Origin of the sequence: Inquilinus limosus, from assembly GCF_002195995.1 — a bacterium.
Classification (GTDB): Bacteria; Pseudomonadota; Alphaproteobacteria; order DSM-16000; family Inquilinaceae; genus Inquilinus; species Inquilinus limosus_C.
The window spans coordinates 42,460-61,649 of sequence record NZ_NHON01000025.1 but is presented as its reverse complement, the minus strand read 5'-3'; the positions used below and the strand labels follow the sequence as shown (position 1 = coordinate 61,649).

Sequence of the window (19,190 nt, the reverse complement as noted above, 5' to 3'; positions counted from 1 at the left end):
GCGCACCGGCCCCTGGATTGCTTCGTCGGCTTCGCCTCCTCGCAATGACGGCTCTGAGGCCAAGGCCCAGCTCTCCCGTACAAAGGGGCTGGTTTCACCGGGGCGAGCCGCTAAACTGTCGCCGCAGATGACCGATCTCCCCATCTCCCCGTGACACCCGATTCCGAGAAATTCGCCCAGCTCGGCCGCCCGAGGCGGATCTGGGCCGTGGGCGCCGTGCATGGCGACGCCGGCCGCCTGGCCGTGCTGCACGACCATGTCGCCGCCCGGTTCCAGCCCGGCGACCGGCTGGTCTATCTCGGCAACCTGATCGGCCGCACCGACCGGCTGCACGCGCTGGTCGACGAGGTGCTGTCGATGCGGCGGGCCCTGATCGCCCGCCCCTTCGTGCTGGCCGAGGACGTCGTCTTCCTGCGCGGGGCGCAGGAGGAGATGTGGCAGAAGATGCTGCAGCTGCAATTCGCCCCGAACCCGCAGGACGTGCTGCGCTGGATGCTGGCCCAGGGGGTCGAGGGCACGCTGCGCGCCTATGGCGGCCGGCCCGAGGAGGGCATGGCGGCGGCGCGCGAGGGCGCCGTGCGCCTGACCCGCTGGACCAACGCGCTGCGCGAGGCGATGCGCGCCGCGCCCGGCCACAACGCGCTGTACGCCGCGCTGCGCCGGGCCGCCTTTACCGAGCCGCGCCTCGCCGGGGATGACGGCATCCTGTTCGTCAGCGCCGGCCTCGACCCCAGCCGGCCGCTGGCGGCGCAGGGCGATGCCTTCTGGTGGTCCCATGCCGGCTTCGCCGGGCTGGCCGAGCCCTATGCCGGCTTCCGCCGCCTGATCCGCGGCCACGACCCGGCCGGCGGCGGGCTGCAGCTGGAGGGGCTGGCGGTGACGCTCGATTCCGGCTGCGGCCGCGGCGGCCGCCTGGCCTGCGGCCTGTTCGAGCCCGACGGCACCCTGGCCGAGATCGTCGAGGCCTGATTCCGGCATCTCCGCCTCTCTCGTCCATTCGGAGGCGCTCCGTTTGGACGCGTCGCCCGGCGGCTTCCCCCTGCCCTAGCATCGGTTTCCCGGGACGTCGGGACGGTCGTCTGCGACGCGGCCACCGTGCCGCCGTCCGAATTGATCGAGGGGGGCATTATGGCCGATATTGTGGGAACCGATTCCAACGACGTAATCCATGTCGCCGGCGATTCGACCGTCGTGCCGCCGGGCTATAAAGACATCCCGCTCGCGACCGACGGGGACGACGAAATCGACGGTCTCGACGGCAACGACCTGGTCTTCGCCGGCGGCGGAGCGGACTTGGTCCGCGGGGATACCGGCCTCAGCTTCCCGGGCGGCGACGACGAGCTTCATGGCGGCCTCGGCGGTGACAGCCTGTACGGCTTCACCGGCAATGACCTGCTCTTCGGCGAGGACGGCAACGACCTGCTCTTCGGCGGGGTGGGAGCGGACACCCTCGATGGCGGCGCCGGGATCGACCGGGTGATCTACGGAGGCTACGCGGGCGTCACGGTCTCCCTGTCGACCCATATGGGGAGCGGCGGCGACGCCGAGGGCGACGTCCTGCTCAACATCGAGGAGGTGGTCGGCACGCAGTTCAACGACGTTCTGTCCGCAGGCGCCGAGAACAGCCGGCTGGAAGGCGGGTCCGGCGACGACACCCTGTTGGGAGGCTCGGGCGACGATGTCCTGATCGGCGGCGACGGTGACGACCTGCTGTTCCTCGGCGAGGGCCTGGACCTCGTCATCGGCGGGGCCGGCATCGACACCGTGGATTACGGCCTTGGCACCAACGTCAGGGGCGTCCTCGCCAATAGTGACGGGTCGGGTCCCGGTTTCAATGATGACTATCTCATCGGAATCGAGAATCTCTACGGCACGAATGGCAACGACGAACTCATCGGAAACGACCAGAGCAATGTTCTGTCCGGTCGCGACGGGATTGACCGGATGTACGGAAATGCCGGCAACGACACACTGAACGGGGGCGACGGCAACGATCTCCTCCGTGGCGGCGATGGCGCGGATCATCTCGCCGGCGGCGCGGGCATCGACACCCTCGACTATGTCGGCGCGTCCGCCCTGACGGTGAACCTGACCACGCTGGCCGTGTCCGGCGGCGAGGCCCAGGGCGACGTGATCTCCGCCGACTTCGAGAACATCAACGGCTCCAGCGGCGCGGACACCCTGACGGGCTCCGCCGTGGCCAATGTGCTGGTCGGCAATGAGGGCAACGACACCCTCGCCGGCCTGGCCGGGGACGATTCGCTGTTCGGTGGTCTCGGCGACGATGTGCTCCGCGGCGGCGCCGGCGCCGACCGCCTGGACGGCGGCGTCGGCTTCTTCAGCCTTGACCTCGCGAGCTACTTCGACAGCAACATCGGAGTCACGGTCAACCTGGCCACCAATAGCGCCACCGGCGGCGATGCCGCTGGCGACACCTTCTTTTCGGTGGAGAACCTGTCCGGCAGCCAGGGCAATGATACCCTGGTCGGGGACGACGGCGCCAATCTGCTGCAGGGCTGGAAAGGCGACGATGTGCTCACTGGTGCTGGAGGCGACGACATACTCCGCGGCGGCGCCGGCGCCGACCGCCTGGACGGCGGCGTCGGCTTCGATCTCGTGACCTATTTCGACAGCAACATCGGGGTCACGGTCAACCTGGCCACCAACAGCGCCACTGGCGGATATGCCGCCGGGGACACCTTCGTCCTGGTGGACAACCTGTCCGGCAGCCAGGGCGACGACAGCCTGACGGGGAACGCCGACGTCAACGTGCTGCAGGGCTGGAACGGCAACGATGTGCTCATCGGCGCCGGAAGCCGGGACACGCTGACCGGAGGCGCCGGAGCTGATCGTTTCGTCTACAACACTGTCTCGGACAGCCCGGCCGGGGCCTGGACGGACCGGATCACCGATTTCAGCCACGCCCAGGGCGATCGCATCGACCTCTCGGCCATCGATGCCGACACCGGCACGGATGGCGACCAGGCCTTCAGCTTCATCGGCACCGGCCCCTACACCGACCACGCCGGCGAGCTGCGCTTCGCCCAATCCGGCGGCGTCACCACCATCGCCGGCGACATTGACGGTGACGGCGTCTCGGACTTCGAGATTCACCTGACCGGCACGGTCACCCTCGTCGCCGGGGACTTCGTGCTGTAGCCGCGCCCGGGACCTCATCGGGACGTAACGAACCGCCCCGTTCCGGCGAACTGTTGGACAAAGGGACAAGCTCCCACCCGGCGAGGGAACGTCGCCGCGCGGGAGGGTGTTCGTCTAGCAGGTCGCGGGACGGATCCGCGGCGCCGTTCGGCCGAAGAGGGGGCGTCCATGCCGCATCTCGACGATCCCGAGACCCAGCGCGCCAACCTGAAGTTCATCAAGGCGTCGATGAGCGAGCCCTTGCTGTCGCGCGAGGCGGAGTTCGAGCTGGCCCGGCGCTGGCGCCAGGACCATGACGAGCCGGCGCTGCATTCCCTGGTCCGGGCCTATACCAGGCTGGTGATCGCCACCGCCTCGCGCTTCCGCAACTACGGCCTGCCGGTCGGCGACCTGGTGCAGGAGGGCAATGTCGGGCTGATGCAGGCCGCCGCGCGATTCGAGCACGACCGCGAGGTCCGCTTCTCGACCTATGCCGCCTGGTGGATCCGCTCGGCCATGCAGGACTACGTGCTGCGCAACTGGTCGATCGTGCGCACCGGCACGACGGCGGCGCAGAAATCGCTGTTCTTCAACCTGCGGCGGCTGCGCGCCAAGATCGAGGGCACCACCGGCCAGCCCGGCATGACCCAGGCCGGCCGCGCCTGGATCGCCGGCGAGCTGCGGGTCGACGTCGCCGATGTCGAGGCGATGGAGATGCGCCTGTCCGCGTCCGACCAGTCGCTGAACGCCCCGATCTCCGAGGAAGGCGAGGATGACTGGCAGGGCCTCCTGGCCGACACCCGCCCCTCGCCCGAGGAGGTGGTGATCGGCCTGCGCGACAACGTCACCCGGTCGCGCTGGCTGGCCGAGGCGATCGGCGCGCTGAGCCCGCGCGAGCAGACCATCATCCGCCAGCGCCGGCTGCGCGACAGCGGCGCGACGCTGGAGGAGCTGGGCCGCCAGCTCGGCGTCAGCAAGGAGCGGGTGCGCCAGCTGGAGCACCGGGCGCTGACCAAGTTGCGCGCCTCGATCTCCCAGCATGTCAGCCGGCCGGAGGAGCTGTTCCTGGAGGAGTAGCCCGATTCCCTTTCAAAACGACTCGTCATGGCGAGCCCCGAAGGGGCGTGGCCATCCAGGGGCCGCGCGCACCGGCCCCTGGATGGCCACGTCGCTGCGCTCCTCGCCATGACGATCGAAGAGTCGATCTAAGGCCCCCTTTTTTTCACTCCACGATCAGCTTGACCCTGGTCCCTGCCGCCGGCTGCGCGTCGCCCGGCACGTCGTTGAGCAGCCGGAACCAGGCCTCCGCCGCCTCCACCCGCATCCGCCCGGCGAGATCGGCCACGCCGTCGCCTGGCCGGACCTCGACGACGGCGAGGCGGCGCGGGCGCACCGCGGCGGCCTCGGCCGCGCCGATCCGGCGGAAGCCCTCGACCGCGCCGCGCATCGGGGCGGCGGCCGGGCTGCCGGCCCGGGTCAGGACGGTGAAGCGCTCGCGCCGCTCCGGCGTGGTCTCGATCGCCACCAGCAGCGCCTCCCAGCGCTCGGCCCCGACCGCGATGCCGGCCACGCCCCAGGCGGCGTGGAAGCCGCCGAGATCGCCCTCGCCGACGGCCTGTACCCCGCCCGCCCGCCGGCCCCACACCCGCTCCAGGAACAGCCGGGCCGGCAGGGCGCGGGGCTGCGACAGGTGGTCGAACAGGATCACCGAATCCTCCGGCCCAAGCCCCATCAGCCGCTGGCGCTGGCGCAGCAGCGCCACGCCCGGCGGCGCGTCCCAGCGGAAGCCGGCCACGGGGTCGATCACGGCCTGGCCTCGGATCGGGATCTGGCCCGCGCCCTCGCCCCAGGGCAGGCCGTCGACGGCGTCAAGCCACGCCGCCTCCCCCGCTTCGCCCGCCGGCAGGCCCGCGATCTGGGCCCGGGCCGCGGCGATCCGCTCCGCCACCTCCGGGTGGTCGCCGATCGCAGCCGGCTCCGGCCGGCCGGACAGGGAGGCGGCGAGGCCCTGGGCGGCGCCGAACCGGGCCAGGAAGGACAGGGCCGCGCCGGGGTCGAAGCCGGCCCGGGCCAGGGCGTCGAGGCCGATCCGGTCGGCCTCGCGCTCCTGCCCGCGGTTGAACGCGGCCTCGGCCTGGACCTCGGCCATGCCGGCGATGGCCGGGTCGACCGGCGGCCGCGCCTCCCCCTGCCTGGCATGGCCGGCGACGACATGGCCGATCTCATGCGCCAGCACGAAGGCCAGCTCGGCCTCGCTGCGGGCCAGGGCCAGCAGGCCGCGATTGACCAGCAGCCGCCCGTCCGGCAGGGCGGCGGCGTTGACCTGGTCGGAATCCAGCAGCTCGACCGCCACCTTGAGGCGGCCGCCGGTCTCGGCATCGGCCACCCGCTGGGCGATGCGGCCGACATGGCCGCGCAGTGCCGGCGCGTCATAGGGGCCGCCGAAGGTGGCCCGGATCGCCCGGGCCTCCGCCGTGTCGGCCAGGGTCGGGCGCGGCAGCAGCGGCAGGGCGGCGAGACCGAGCAGCAGGTGGCGGCGGGACGGCGTCATCTTCAATCAAGCCTCTCGATCTGCTCCATGCGCGTCAGGGCGATATGCGGCCCGCCCGACCAGTCGAGCCAGCCGCGCACCCGGACCCGCCGGCCCTGCAGGGCCACAAGATCCTGCTCCGCCGTCGGCGACCCGCCGGTAACCTCCGGCCCCGCCGTCACGGTGAAATCCTGGCGTCGATCGGTGCCGAAATTGAGGTAGGCGCGGCCGCGCAGCAGCGCCGCCTGCAGCACCTGGCCCTCGACGATCTGGAAGCGGTCGAGGTCGCCGCGGCCGAGCGTGTCGGCTGGGCGCACCGCCAAAGCGGGATCGCCCCACAGCCCCCGGCCGGCGGCGCGGGCCTCGGCTTCCGTCACCAGCAGCGAGACCAGGGCCGGGGCCGGGTCCTCGCCGCCGGCGTCGACCCGCGCCAGGCCCCGGGCCAGCATCTCCTCCTCGATCCACAGGCCGTCGTCGCGCTGCAGCTGCGCCGGCGCCCGGCCGTACCGGTCCGGCGGCACCAGCCAGGCCGGCCGGACCGAACGGCCCTGGACGAGGCCGGCGAGGACCGACCTGGCGATGTCGCGCCATCTGCCGGCGGGGATGTCGAGTGCGCTGAGCCGCACCACCGTGCCGTCGGCGAGGGCCAGGGTGCGGCCGTCCAGCACGGCGACGACCGCCATCGGCGGGTCGTAGTCGAGCCCGTCCGACGGCTGGGCCCCGGCGCCGCCGGCGGTGCAGAGCAGGAGCAGGAGAAGCAGGGTGCGGCGCATCCCGGCAGCATAGGACAGGTGACTGCGGTCTCGCACCGCAGAGCCTCGCCTCGATCGGCTTTTTGCAATGCGCCGGCGACGCCGTAGAGTGAGATTCGAGACTCAGCCCGACAGCGAGACCCATGCCGCGCGACCTGATCTTCCCGACCATCGAGCCCTTCGCCACCGGCCTGCTGCCGGTCGACGACCTGCACAGCATCTACTGGGAGCAATGCGGCAAGCCGGACGGCGTGCCGGTGGTGTTCCTGCATGGCGGGCCGGGCGCCGGCGCCTCGCCCACCCATCGCCGCTTCTTCGACCCCGGCTTCTACCGCATCATCATCTTCGACCAGCGCGGCGCCGGCCGGTCGCGGCCGCTGGGCGAGACCCGGCAGAACACCACCGAGCACCTGGTCGGGGACATGGAGCAGCTGCGCCGGATGCTGGGCATCGAGCGCTGGCACGTCTTCGGCGGCTCCTGGGGCTCGACCCTCGCCCTCGCCTATGCCGAGGCGCATCCGCAGCGCTGCCGGTCGCTGACCCTGCGCGGCATCTTCCTGATGCGGCCGACGGAGATCGACTGGTTCTTCCACGGCATGGGCACCTTCTTCCCGGAGGCGCATCGCAGCTTCGTCGAGTTCCTGCCGCCGGCCGAGCGCAGCGACCTGACCCGCGCCTATCATCGCCGCCTGACCGACCCCGACCCGGCGGTGCACCTGCCGGCGGCGCGGGCCTGGAGCATCTATGAGGGCTCCTGCTCCACCCTGCTGCCGAACCCGGAGATCGTGGCCTCGGCGGGGGAGGACGCGCATGCGCTGGGCCTGGCCCGGATCGAGGCGCATTACTTCCTGAACAACCTGTTCACCCCGCCGGACCGGCTGCTGCGGCAGGTCGACCGCATCCGCCATATCCCGGCGACGATCGTGCAGGGCCGCTACGACACGGTCTGCCCGATCACCACGGCGGACGAGCTGCACCGCGCCTGGCCGGAGGCGGCCTATGTCGTGGTGCCGGATGCCGGCCATTCGGCGATGGAGCCCGGCATCCGCACCGCCCTGGTCGAGACCATGGAGCGGCTGAAGGCGGTGGGATAGAGGCCGTGCTAGCGCGTTGCCTCTCCCGCTTGCGGGAGAGGTCGGAGACGCGAAGCGGCTCCGGGTGAGGGGAGTTTGTCGAGGCCTGGGCCAGCCCTCACCCGGTCGCCCTACGGGCGCCCGACCTCTCCCGCGTCCGGCGGGAGAGGCAACGCGTTTGTGCTTTCGGAGGTATCGCGCTCAATCCGCCAGCCCGCCGCCGCGGGCGTGGCGGACCAGGCGCACCAGCTCCTTCCGCGCCGTCTCGGCGTCGGTCACCGGCGCGGCGAAGGCCAGCCGGGCGACGGCGCCGCCGAGGCGGAGGTCGGCGCCGTCGGCGTCGATCCCGGTCATCCGCCAGCCGGTGCCGGCGCGGCCCAGCAGCGCCTGGGCGTAGAGGTCGATGGCGTCGGCATGATCGTCGTTCATGTGGCCGATGATGCCGGCCTCGGCCGCGGCCAGAGCCGGCGGCGGGGCGATCAGCAGGTCCTCGGCGTCGAAGCGGTGGATGGCGCCGAAGCCGGCGACCATGTGGCCGCGCTCGACCCGCACCCGCCACAGGCTGAAATCCGGAAAGCCGGCATAGCCGGCCGCGTCCGGGTGCCGGGCCAGGTAGCGGGCGCGCAGCCCCGGGTCGTCCGCCGGCTCGGCTCGGCCCGCGACGGTCAGGCGCGGCCCGGTCAGCGGCTGGTCGAAGCCGGCGGTGCCGTCGAACAGCAGCGAGGCCCGGGAGTCGCGCTCGAGGTTGCCGGTGTGCTCCGCCAGCCGCGAGACCAGCAGCAGCGGCTGCCCGGCCGGGTCGGTCGCCGCCAGCACCAGCGAGGCGTAGGGCCCGCCATCCGCGTCCAGCGTCGCCAGCGCCGCGCGGTCCAGGCTGCGCAGCAGGAGCCGGGCCTGTGTGGCCGGGGCCAGGTCCGATGTCGTCATGGCGCAGCTACCTCGCTGGTTTTCTTTGGAGATTACCTCGTCCGAGTGACATTTTGGCCGCGAATACGCCATATTGGGCGTTCAGCGTCCCCGGCAACGTGCATTTGCACCCGCCGGGGGCGGGTGGTGGAGAGTGGAGGGGGCCATGGCCCAGACCATCGCGCTGGTCGATGACGACCGTAACATCCTGACATCGGTCGCGATGTCGCTGGAGTCGGAAGGCTACGAGGTCCGCACCTTCTCCGACGGCGACGAGGCGCTGCGCGGGCTGGCCCAGAAGCCTGTCGACCTGGCCGTCCTCGACATCAAGATGCCGCGCATGGACGGGATGGAGCTCTTGGGCCGGCTGCGCAAGACCACCAACATGCCGGTGATCTTCCTGACCTCGAAGGACGACGAGGTCGACGAGCTGCTCGGCCTGCGCATGGGCGCCGACGACTACATCAAGAAGCCGTTCTCGCAGCGCCTGCTGATCGAGCGGATCCGGGCCCTGCTGCGGCGCGAGCAGCTGGCGACCGACACGACGCCGGCCGACCCCGCCGCCGTGGTGACCCGCGGCGACCTGACGCTGGACGGCAACCGCCATGCCTGCCTGTGGCGCGGCGAGACCATCGACCTCACGGTCACCGAGTTCCTGCTGGTCAAGGCCCTGGCCATCCGCCCCGGCCACGTCAAGAGCCGCGACCAGTTGATGGACGCGGCCTATGGCGAGCACATCTATGTCGACGACCGCACCATCGACAGCCACATCAAGCGCATCCGCAAGAAGTTCAAGGCGATCGACACCGAGTTCGGCCACATCGAGACGCTGTACGGCGTCGGCTACCGCTACAAGGAGGCCTGAGCGCGCCGGCGGCCGCCGCATGATGCCATGACACGCCCCCCATGACGGCCCCGCTGCGAGCCTCCCGCGGTCCGGCGCCGCGCCTCGGCGAGCCGGCCGAGGCCGGTCCCGACGCGACCGGCCCCGTCCCCGAGGCCGCCGCGCCGGAGGCGGCTGCCGACCCGATCACCGCGACCCCGGTCGGCGGCCGCGCCGTCGACGCCCCGGTCGCGCGCCTGCGCCGCCGCTTCTTCTCCAAGCTCACCGCCCGGGTCCTGGCCGTCAACATGATGGCCCTGATGATGCTGGTCGGCGGCATGCTGTACCTGTCGTCCTACCAGGAGCGGCTGATCGAGAACGAGCTGTCCTCGCTCGACGCCGAGGCCACGATCCTGGCCGCCAACCTGGCCGAGGCGGCCGTGGTGGGCGGCGTCGACACGGTGCAGTCGCTGGACCCGGACAATGCCCGCCAGATCGTGCGCCGGGTGTACCAGACCAACGACACCCGCGCCCGGCTGTTCGGCGCCGACGGCAAGCTGGTGGCCGACAGCCGGATGCTGGGCCAGCCCGGCGGCATCATCGAGGTGCGGCCGCTGCTGCCGCCGCAGTCCAAGGGCTGGCTGCGCGGCATCTGGGACGCGATCTACGACTGGTCGAGCGAGTTCGCCGGGCCGCGCAAGCGCTGGCCGACCTATGTCGAGCGCCAGGACCAGCAGGGCAACGACTATGCCAGCGTCCGCGCCGCGCTGTCGGGCGGCGTCGGCCGCCAGATCTGGACCCGCGAGGACGGCAAGCTGATGCTGGGCGTCGCCGTGCCGGTGCAGCGCGTGCGGCTGGTGCTGGGCGCGGTGCTGATGACCCGCGAGGGCGTCAATATCGAGGGCAACCTGCAGACGGTGCGCGAGGAGATCCTGAAGGTCTTCGCCATCGCGCTGGGCGTCACCATCATCCTGTCGCTGTACCTCGCCGGCACCATCACCCGGCCGATCCGCCGGCTGGCGCGGGCGGCGGAGCGGGTGCAGCAGGGCCGCGGCCGCAAGATCGAGATCCCGGACATGAGCGGCCGGCGCGACGAGATCGGCGAGCTGGCCTCGGCCCTCCGGGCCATGACCGCGGCGCTGTGGACCCGGATCGACGCGATCGAGCGCTTCGCCGCCGACGTGTCGCACGAGATCAAGAACCCGCTGACCTCGCTGCGCAGCGCGGTCGAGACCACGGCGCGCATCACCGATCCGGCGCAGCAGCGCCGGCTGATGGCCATCATCCTGGAGGATGTGCAGCGGCTGGACCGGCTGATCACCGACATCTCCGACGCGTCGCGGCTGGATGCCGAGCTGTCGCGGGCCGAGACCGGGACGGTCGACATCGCCCGCATGCTCGGGATGCTGACCGAGCTGTACAAGACCACGCTGGAGGACACCGGGATCAAGGTGTCCCTGAGCCTGCCGCCCGGATCGGCCCTGACCGTGCCCGGCATCGAGGACCGGCTGGTGCAGGTGTTCCGCAACCTGATCACCAACGCGATCTCGTTCTCGCCGGCCGACGGCGCCATCACCCTGCGCGCCCGGCGCGAGGGCGCCTGGGTGATCGCCACCATCGAGGATGACGGCCCCGGCATCCCGCCGGCCAAGCTGGATGCGATCTTCGACCGGTTCTACACCGAGCGCCCGGCCGGGGAGAAGTTCGGCACCCATTCCGGCCTCGGCCTCAGCATCTCGAAGCAGATCATCACCGCCCATCGCGGCCAGATCTTCGCCGAAAACCGGGAGGGGCGCCCCGGCGCCCGCTTCACGGTGAAGATCCCCGCGAAGTGAGGGCGGTACCGACCACGACATTCCGCATCGAAGGGGGTTTTTCATGATATCGAGCCTGCGCGGGCTGCTGCTCGGCAGCGTCTTCGCCCTGGCCGCGGCGCCGGCCCTGGCCCAGACGGTGGTGCCGCCGCCGGTCGTCGTCGAGGTCCAGGACCAGGTGGCCGTGCCCGCGCCGCCGGCCCCGCCCGCAGCCGCGCCGGCGGTGGCCGAGGAGATGGACGCGCTGTCCTTCGTCACCTGGGCCAGCGCCTCGGTCCGCGGCGCGCCGAACGGCACCGCCGAGCTGAAGGAGACCCTGCCCTTCGGGTCGCAGGTCATCGTCACCGGCCGGCTGGCCTCCGGCGGCTGGGTGCGGGTGCAGACCCCGAAGACGCCGGTCGGCTACATGTGGGCGCAGACCCTGGCGCCGATGCGCATCGCCATGCCCGGCGCCGGCACCGAGGGCACGCCCGCCACGCCCCCGGCCGACGACTCCGCCGATGACAGCATCTCCACCGCCACGCCGCTCGGCGCCGTCGGCGCCTCGCCGCTGACCGCCGACGGCCGGGTCTCGAATGACGACCAGACCGATGTCTACGCCGTCACCATCGCGGATTGGACCGACCTGACCGTCACCCTCACCGGCCTGACCGGCGATGCCGATGTCGAGCTGAAGGACAAGGACGGCAACGGCCTCGGCTCCTCGGCCAATGCCGGCTCGGATGACGAGCGCATCTTCACCACGGTCGGCCCCGGCACCTACTACGTGGCCGTCACCAGCTATGGCGACAACACGCCGTACCGCCTCTCCGTCTCCGGCACGCCGGGCCAGGAGCCGCCGCCGGATGCGGCCGGCGCCAGCCAGTCCGACGCGCGCGACCTGGGCGACATCACCGGCACCAGCACCGATGCCAGCGACTGGGTCGGCCCAGCCGACACCAGCGACTACTACGCCTTCACCATCCGCGAGCGGCAGAAGGTCACCATCGGCCTGGACGGCATGTCGGCCGACGCCGACATCAACCTGGTGGGCGCCGACGGCAGCTACCTCCTGAGCGGCACCAACACCGACAGCGAGGCGGAATTGCTGACCGCGACGCTGGATGCCGGCACCTACTACCTGAACGTCTATCCGGCCGGCACCGAGGCCACCGAGTACCGGGTGACCGTGGCCGGCGAGGCTGCCGCCCCGCCGCCGCCCGACAATGCCGGCAACACGCCGGAGGAGGCCGGCAAGCTGGAGCATGTCGGGCCGACGCCGGTCACCGTGAAGGACTGGGTCGGCTTCACCGACCGCGACGACTACTGGACCTTCACCCTGGTCAACCGCGCCGACGTCACCATCCGCCTGACCATGGAGCAGGGCGACGCCGACATCGACCTGCTGCGCGCCTCGGACCAGGAGAGCCTGATCAGCGGCGCCGAATCCGGCACCGATCCGGAGGTGCTGAACCTGCGGCTGGATCCCGGCACCTATCTGTTGCGGGTCTACTCCTACCAGGGCGACACGCCGTACACGCTGGAGGCCAAGGCGGTGCCGGCGAAATAACCCGTCTTGTTGTCCGATGATTTGCCGTTGCGATTGACAGGCGTCGGGGGGCCGGTCACCTTCCCACCCGCGATGGCGACGATCCATGCGACCTGCGTCGCAGTCGACGGCCGCGGCGTGCTGCTGCGCGGGCCGTCGGGCAGCGGCAAATCCGACCTGGCCCTCCGGCTGATCGATGCCGGGGGGCGCCTGGTCGCCGACGACCGGGTGCAGCTCTCGCTCGAGGGCGGCGTCGTGGTGGCGCGCCCGCCCGCCGCCCTGGCCGGGCTGATCGAGGCCCGCGGCTTCGGGCCGATCCCGGTGCCGTTCGACCCCTCCGCCCCGGTGCTGCTGGTCGCCGACCTGAAGCCGGCCGAGGCGATCGAGCGGCTGCCGGAGCCGGGGACCTGCGCCTATCTCGGCATCCGCCTGCCGCTGGTCGCGGTGGCGCCGTTCGAGGCCTCGGCGCCGATCAAGCTGCGCCTGACCCTGGCCGCCCTGGCCCTGCCCGCACGCCGTCTCGCCCGATGACCGACAGTTCCCAACCGGCGCGCCCCGGCGCGCGCCACCGTCTGGTGCTGGTGACCGGCCTGTCCGGCGCCGGCCATTCCACCTCGCTCAAGACCCTCGAGGATCTCGGCCACGAGGCGATCGACAACCTGCCGATCGCGCTCTTGGGCCCGCTGGTCGACCATGCCGAAGGCCGGCCGATGGCCGTGACCATCGACACCCGCACCCGCGGCTTCTCGGTCGAGGCGCTGGAGGCCGAGATCGCAGCCCTGCGCGCCCGCGGCGACGTCGATGTCCGGCTGCTGTTCGTCGATGCCGATGACGAGGTGCTGCAGCGCCGCTTCACCGAGACGCGCCGGCGCCACCCGCTGGCGATCGACCGGCCGGTGGCCGACGGCATCCGCCGCGAGCGGCTGGAGCTGTACCCGCTGCGCCTGCTGGCCGATGTGGTGGTCGACACCTCGCTGACCAGCCCGCAGGACCTGCGGCGGCTGATCGAGGGGCATTTCGGCCTGGACACCGCGCCCGGCCTGTATGTCACGGTGATGTCCTTCTCGTTCAAGCGCGGCCTGCCGCGCGAGGCCGACCTGGTGTTCGACGTCCGCTTCCTCGACAACCCGCATTGGGTGCCGGAACTGCGGCCGCTGACCGGCCAGGCCGCGGCGGTGCAGGAGATGGTCCGCCGCGACCCGCAATTCGACCCGTTCATGGCATCCCTGTTCGGGCTGCTCGAACCGCTGCTGCCGCGCTACAACCGCGAGGGCAAGAGCTACCTGACCATCGCCGTCGGCTGCACCGGCGGCAAACATCGATCGGTGTTCGTGGCGGAGACGCTGGCGGCTTGGCTGGACGGCCAGGGCACCCGCCGCGGGCTGGTCCATCGCGACATGCCGACGTAAGGGCTGACAGGAAGGCATCCGGAACGACATGACCACCCACCCGATGATCGGCATGGTCCTCGTGACCCATGGTCGTCTCGCCGACGAGTTCGTCGCAGCGATGGAGCATGTGGTGGGCGCCCAGCCCCAGGTGGCCACCGTCTGCATCGGCCCCGAGGACGACATGGAGCAGCGCCGGGCGGAGATCATGGACAAGGTGTCCGCGGTCGATGGCGGGCGCGGCGTGGTGCTGCTGACCGACATGTTCGGCGGCACGCCGTCGAACCTGGCGATCTCGATCCTGGACCGCGCCAATGTCGAGGTGATCGCCGGCATCAACCTGCCGATGCTGATCAAGCTGGCCTCGGTGCGGAAGACCGACACCCTGACCGACGCGGTGACCGCGGCCCGCGAGGCCGGGCAGAAATACATCAGCGTGGCCTCGGCCCTGCTGAAGCCCGAGAAGCGCAAATGAGCGCGCCGGGGGCCCCGGACACGGCCATGGACCGCCTGACACGCACGGTCACGATCCGCAACCAACGCGGCCTGCACGCCCGGGCGGCGGCCAAGTTCGTCAAGCTGGTGGCCGAGTTCGATGCCGAGATCTGGGTCGAGCGCAACGGCACCGAGGTCGGCGGCCAGTCGATCATGGGGCTGATGATGCTGGCGGCCGGCATCGGCACCGACATTTCGATCGCCGCGGCAGGGCCGCAGGCGGCGGAAGCCCTGGCGGCGCTCGCCTCCCTGGTCGAGCGCGGCTTCGACGAGGACTGACGCCATGGCGACGCGGATCGCCGACCTTTCGAGATCAGCACCCGGCCGCGAGATCGTGCTGGGCGGCCTCGCCGTCTCCGGCGGCGTCGCCATCGGCCCGGCCCATCTGATCGAGAGCGGCTTCGAGCAGGTGCCCGAGTACCGGCTGGAGGAGGCCGACCTGCCCGGCGAGCGCGAGCGCTTCGCCGAGGCGCTGGCCAAATCCCGCCGCCAGATCAAGAAGCTGAAGGCCAAGGCCCAGGCGCTGCCGGAGCAGGCGGCCGAGGATGTCGGCTACCTGCTGGACGCCCATGCCGCGATCCTGTCCGGCTCGCGCCTCTTGCGCGGGGTCGAGGCCCGCATCGCCGAGGAGCGGGTCAACGCCGAATACGCGGTGCAGTCGGAGATCACGGCCATCGCCGCCCAGTTCGCGGCGATGGACGACAGCTATCTGGCCAGCCGGATCGACGACATCCGCGAGGTCGGGGCCCGGCTGATCCGCAACCTGACCAAGCGCCAGTTCCAGGCCTTCGCCAACCTGCCCGAGGGCAGCATCGTGCTGGCCGAGGAGATCACCCCGGCCGACACCGCGCTGATGGATCCGCGTCGGGTGGCGGGCTTCGCCTCGGCCCTCGGCGGGGCCCAGAGCCACACCGCGGTGATGGCGCGGTCGCTGGGCCTCCCGGCGGTGCTGGGCGTGCCCGGCCTGCTGGCCGGGGTCCGCCCGGGCCAGACCGTTATCGTCGACGGCGCCGCCGGCCAGGTGATCATCGATCCGACGACGGAGACGCTGTCCGCCTACCGCATCCGGCGCGACCTGGCGCGGGCCGACCGCAAGCAGCTGGAGGCGCTGGTCGGCCTGCCCTCCTGCAGCCGCGACGGCGTCACCGTCACCCTGTCGGCCAATGTCGAGCTGCCGCGCGACGTGCAGGTGGCGACGGAGCTGAACGCCGCCGGCGTCGGCCTGCTGCGCACCGAGTTCATGTTCATGAACCGCGACGACCTGCCGGGCGAGGAGGAGCAGTATTCGATCCTGCGCGGCGTGGTCGAGGGCATGGCCGGCAAGCCGGTGACCATCCGCACCCTCGACCTCGGCGGCGACAAGATCGCCTCGGCGCTCGGCGGCCGCTTCGCCGAGGCCCCGAACCCGTCGCTGGGGCTGCGCGCCATCCGCCTGTCGCTGAAGGAGCCGAAGCTGCTGGAGACGCAGCTGGCGGCGATCCTGCGGGCCGGGGCGCACGGGCCGATCCGGGTGCTGCTGCCGATGATCACCGCGATCGGCGAGATCCGCGCGGTCAAGGCGGCGCTGGACCGGACGATGCGGCGGCTGAAGCGGCGCCGGGTGCCGGTGCCGGCGGCGATGCCGCCGCTCGGCGCGATGATCGAGGTGCCGGGCGCGGCGCTGATCGCCGACGCCCTGGCGCGCGAGGTCGACTTCTTCGCCATCGGCACCAACGACCTGGTGATGTACACGCTGGCCGCCGATCGCGGCGACGAGACCGTGTCGCATCTCTACGACCCGCTGCACACCTCGGTGCTGCGGCTGGTGCAGTTCACGGTCGAGGCGGCGCTGCGCGCCCGCATCCCGGTCAGCGCCTGCGGCGAGATCGCCGGCGACCCGCGCTTCACCGCGCTGCTGGTGGGCTTGGGCATCCGCGATCTGTCGATGGCGCCGCTGCGCCTCTTGGAGGTCAAGCGCCGGATCCTGACGCTGGACAGCGTCGCCGCCGCCCGCCGCGCCCGGATGATGCTGGACCAGACCGATTCCGGCCGCATCGCGGCGCTGCTGGACGATTTCAACGAAGGTGGTTGAGCGGCCGATGAAGGTCCTGGTCACCGGCAGCTCCGGCCATCTCGGCGAGGCGCTGGTCCGCACGCTGCGGGACCGCGGGCACGAGGCCGTCGGGCTCGACCTGCTGCCAGGAGCGTTCACCGACCGGGTCGGCTCGGTCGCCGACCGCGGCGTTGTGCAGGCGGCCATGGCGGGGGCTCGGGCGGTGCTGCACGCCGCCACGCTGCACAAGCCGCATGTCGCCACCCATGCCCGGCAGGACTTCGTCGACACCAACATCACCGGCACGCTGAACCTGCTGGAGGAGGCGGCGGCCGCGGGCATTGGCGCCTTCGTCTTCACCAGCACCACCAGCGTGTTCGGCGACGCGCTGGTGCCGCCGCCGGACGCCCCGGCCGCCTGGGTGACCGAGGATGTCGTGCCGGTCCCGAAGAACATCTACGGCGTCACCAAGGCCGCGGCGGAAGACCTGTGCCAGCTGTCCCACCGCAACCACGGCCTGCCCTGCCTGGTGCTGCGAACCTCGCGCTTCTTCCCCGAGGCCGACGATGACGGGGCCAAGCGCGCCGCCTATGCCGACGACAACCTGAAGGCCAGCGAATTCCTGTTCCGGCGGGTCGACATCGAGGATGTGGTCGACGCCCATCTGCTGGCGCTGGAGAAGGCGCCGGCGATCGGCTTCGGCCGCTACATCGTCAGTGCCACCACGCCGTTCCGGCCGGAGGACCTGGCGGAGCTGCGGCGTGATGCGCCGGCGGTGGTGCGGCGGCGCGTCCCCGGCCATGAGGCGGAATATGCCCGCCGCGGCTGGCGGATGGTGCCGGGCATCGACCGGGTCTATGTCAACGACCGGGCCCGCGCCGAGCTGGGCTGGCGGCCCCGCCACGACTTCGCCGCGGTGATCGACCGGCTGCGGGCAGGCGGCAGCCTGTGGAGCCCGCTGGCCCGGCTGGTCGGGTCGAAGGGCTACCATGCGGAGAGCTTCGCCGAAGGCCCCTACCCGGTGGGCTGACCCGGCCAATCGCGAGCGCCAGGCATTCTCGTATTGCAATACATAATATTTTATACAAAACTTGCCGATGCCGACTCGTGGTGGGAAGAGAGGCATGCAAGGGATCGTTCATGTGACGCCGGCGATCTGGCTCCGGGATGAGGAGCGTTCGCCGGTCTGCCTGGGCGATGCCGACGATCTCGCCGACTGGCTGGGCCGCACCTGCGCCCTGCTGATGCGGAATGCGAGCGTCGGGGACCGCCAGGTTCTGGAGCTGGAGGGCCTGCTGGCCCGGGTCGAGGCCGTGATCGACGCCGGCGACCCGTTCCTGCCGGCCGAGCTGCGCCGGGACATCGTGGCCACCGTCGCCCGGCTGAACGGCCTGTGGGCGGCCGGGCCGAACGACGACGCATCCGCCCCGGCGCCGCGGGACGCCTCCCGGCCGGGCGAGGCCAATGCGATCCGCCGCCCGGCCCTGCCGCCGCTGCGGCTGTACAGCGGCGGCGCCAGACGCCGGAATTCCTAGCCGGTCGTCAGACCCGCACCGCCCGGGCCGCGGCCGCCGTCGCCACCAGCAGCGCCGCGACGATGCCGAGCGCCGTGGGCAGGCCGACATGGTCGGCAACGAAGCCGATCGCCGCCGGCCCGGCCAGGATGCCGCAATAGCCCAGCGTGGCGATGGTCGAGATGGCGAGGCCCGGCGGCATGCCCGGCACCCGGCCGGCGGCGCTGAACAGCACCGGCACGACATTGGCGGCGCCGACCCCGACCAGGGCGAAGCCGACCAGGCCCGCCACCGGCCAGGGCGCCAGCACCGCCAGCAGGAAGCCGGCCGCCGCCAGGGCGGAGCCGAGCCGCACCACCGTCTCGCCGCCGAAACGGCTGGTGATGCCGTCGCCGGCCAGCCGCATCACCGCCATCGCCACCGCGAACATGGCATAGCCCAGCCCGGCCACCGCCGGGTCCTGGCCGCGGCTGTCGTGCAGGAACACGGCGCTCCAGTCCAGGACGGCGCCTTCGGCCTGGAACAGCACGAAGGTCAGCAGGCCCAGCACCAGGACGATGCCGCGCGGCAGGGTGAACCGCATCCCGGCCTGGGCGGGCCTGCGCTCCGGCGGCAGCATCGACCCGGCCTGGGTCGCCAGCAGCACCAGCATCACGCCGCTGATCGCCACCGCCACCAGCAGCGGCGACAGGCCGAGGCCCAGCAGCAGGCTGGCGCCGCCGGCGCCGATCAGCCCGCCGACGCTGAACATGCCGTGGAAGGAGGACATCACCGGCTTGGTGCCGCGCGCCTCCACCGCCGTGGCCTGGACGTTCATGGCCACGTCCATCGACCCGGTGGCGGCGCCGAACAGGAACAGGGCTAGGCCGAGCAGCGGCGCGTCCGGCGCCAGGATCACCAGCGGCAGCGACAGACAGATCACCAGCCCGCCCAGCGCCGTGACCACCCGGCTGCTGAAGCGCGAGGCCAGGAACCCGGCCAGCGGCATCGCCACCATCGCCCCGGCGCCGAGGCCGAGCAGGGTGAGGCCGAGCACGCCGTCATCGATGCCGAGCCGGGCCTTGGCCAGCGGCACCTGCGGCGCCCAGCTGGCGGTGACGGTGCCGCAGATCAGGAACATGGCGCGGGTGGCGAGGCGCGCGGCGCGGAGATCGGCGGTGTCGGACGGGCCGTCCGTGCGGGCGAGGCTGGTCATGA

At 71.9% G+C, this 19,190-nt stretch carries 18 protein-coding genes; 14 read left to right on the top strand and 4 right to left on the bottom strand.

Annotated elements, in window-relative coordinates:
• Positions 1–150: 150 nt before the first annotated feature.
• The 3 genes from BWR60_RS15165 (at position 151) to BWR60_RS15155 (ending at position 4,215) form a co-directional block, all read left to right on the top strand.
• Complete coding sequence (locus BWR60_RS15165; protein ID WP_088151860.1) at positions 151–969, top strand: hypothetical protein; 819 nt, start codon at positions 151–153, stop codon at positions 967–969.
• 159 nt (positions 970–1,128) lie between these two features.
• On the top strand, positions 1,129–3,159 hold the full coding sequence (locus BWR60_RS38675; protein ID WP_088151859.1) for a calcium-binding protein: 2,031 nt from the start codon (positions 1,129–1,131) through the stop codon (positions 3,157–3,159).
• 168 nt (positions 3,160–3,327) lie between these two features.
• Positions 3,328–4,215, top strand: coding sequence for an RNA polymerase factor sigma-32 (locus BWR60_RS15155; protein ID WP_088151858.1), 888 nt, complete (start codon positions 3,328–3,330; stop codon positions 4,213–4,215).
• 145 nt (positions 4,216–4,360) lie between these two features.
• Here the strand turns inward: BWR60_RS15155 and BWR60_RS15150 are convergent, their stop codons facing one another.
• Positions 4,361–5,689: a M48 family metalloprotease gene (locus tag BWR60_RS15150; protein WP_088151857.1), complete on the bottom strand. Its 1,329-nt coding sequence runs from the start codon at positions 5,687–5,689 to the stop codon at positions 4,361–4,363.
• 2 nt (positions 5,690–5,691) lie between these two features.
• Positions 5,692–6,477: a thermonuclease family protein gene (locus BWR60_RS15145; protein WP_144445626.1), complete on the bottom strand. Its 786-nt coding sequence runs from the start codon at positions 6,475–6,477 to the stop codon at positions 5,692–5,694.
• 86 nt (positions 6,478–6,563) lie between these two features.
• Between BWR60_RS15145 and pip the strand changes: the two genes are divergently transcribed.
• A complete protein-coding gene (gene pip / locus BWR60_RS15140) occupies positions 6,564–7,514 on the top strand; it encodes a prolyl aminopeptidase (RefSeq protein ID WP_088151855.1) in 951 nt (316 codons plus the stop codon).
• Positions 7,515–7,694: 180 nt separating this feature from the next.
• Here pip and BWR60_RS15135 read toward each other — a convergent pair whose 3' ends face one another.
• A complete protein-coding gene (locus tag BWR60_RS15135) occupies positions 7,695–8,420 on the bottom strand; it encodes a HugZ family protein (RefSeq protein ID WP_088151854.1) in 726 nt (241 codons plus the stop codon).
• A gap of 145 nt (positions 8,421–8,565) precedes the next feature.
• Here BWR60_RS15135 and BWR60_RS15130 point away from each other — a divergent pair, with 145 nt between their 5' ends.
• From BWR60_RS15130 to BWR60_RS15085, 10 genes are all read left to right on the top strand, one after another.
• A complete protein-coding gene (locus tag BWR60_RS15130; RefSeq protein ID WP_088151853.1) occupies positions 8,566–9,264 on the top strand; it encodes a response regulator transcription factor in 699 nt (232 codons plus the stop codon).
• A 41-nt stretch (positions 9,265–9,305) separates the two neighbouring features.
• On the top strand, positions 9,306–11,057 hold the full coding sequence (locus tag BWR60_RS15125; RefSeq protein ID WP_088151852.1) for a stimulus-sensing domain-containing protein: 1,752 nt from the start codon (positions 9,306–9,308) through the stop codon (positions 11,055–11,057).
• Between the two features lie 43 nt (positions 11,058–11,100).
• On the top strand, positions 11,101–12,585 hold the full coding sequence (locus tag BWR60_RS15120) for a pre-peptidase C-terminal domain-containing protein (RefSeq protein WP_088151851.1): 1,485 nt from the start codon (positions 11,101–11,103) through the stop codon (positions 12,583–12,585).
• Between the two features lie 72 nt (positions 12,586–12,657).
• On the top strand, positions 12,658–13,095 hold the full coding sequence (locus tag BWR60_RS15115; RefSeq protein WP_088151850.1) for an HPr kinase/phosphorylase: 438 nt from the start codon (positions 12,658–12,660) through the stop codon (positions 13,093–13,095).
• On the top strand, positions 13,092–13,973 hold the full coding sequence (gene rapZ, locus BWR60_RS15110) for an RNase adapter RapZ (RefSeq protein WP_088151849.1): 882 nt from the start codon (positions 13,092–13,094) through the stop codon (positions 13,971–13,973). Before BWR60_RS15115 ends, rapZ begins: the two co-directional genes overlap by 4 nt.
• A 43-nt stretch (positions 13,974–14,016) precedes the next feature.
• Complete coding sequence (locus BWR60_RS15105; protein ID WP_026869137.1) at positions 14,017–14,427, top strand: PTS sugar transporter subunit IIA; 411 nt, start codon at positions 14,017–14,019, stop codon at positions 14,425–14,427.
• 26 nt (positions 14,428–14,453) lie between these two features.
• Entirely contained in the window at positions 14,454–14,726 is a 273-nt protein-coding gene (locus BWR60_RS15100) for an HPr family phosphocarrier protein (RefSeq protein WP_230983062.1), read from the top strand.
• 4 nt (positions 14,727–14,730) lie between these two features.
• Complete coding sequence (ptsP, locus tag BWR60_RS15095; protein ID WP_088151847.1) at positions 14,731–16,518, top strand: phosphoenolpyruvate--protein phosphotransferase; 1,788 nt, start codon at positions 14,731–14,733, stop codon at positions 16,516–16,518.
• Positions 16,519–16,525: 7 nt separating this feature from the next.
• Positions 16,526–17,509, top strand: a complete 984-nt coding sequence (locus BWR60_RS15090; protein ID WP_088151846.1) for an NAD-dependent epimerase/dehydratase family protein — start codon at positions 16,526–16,528, stop codon at positions 17,507–17,509.
• A gap of 94 nt (positions 17,510–17,603) precedes the next feature.
• Entirely contained in the window at positions 17,604–18,014 is a 411-nt protein-coding gene (locus BWR60_RS15085; RefSeq protein ID WP_088151845.1) for a hypothetical protein, read from the top strand.
• A 7-nt stretch (positions 18,015–18,021) separates the two neighbouring features.
• Here the strand turns inward: BWR60_RS15085 and BWR60_RS15080 are convergent, their stop codons facing one another.
• Positions 18,022–19,188, bottom strand: a complete 1,167-nt coding sequence (locus BWR60_RS15080; RefSeq protein ID WP_088151844.1) for an MFS transporter — start codon at positions 19,186–19,188, stop codon at positions 18,022–18,024.
• Between the last annotated feature and the right edge of the window lie 2 nt (positions 19,189–19,190).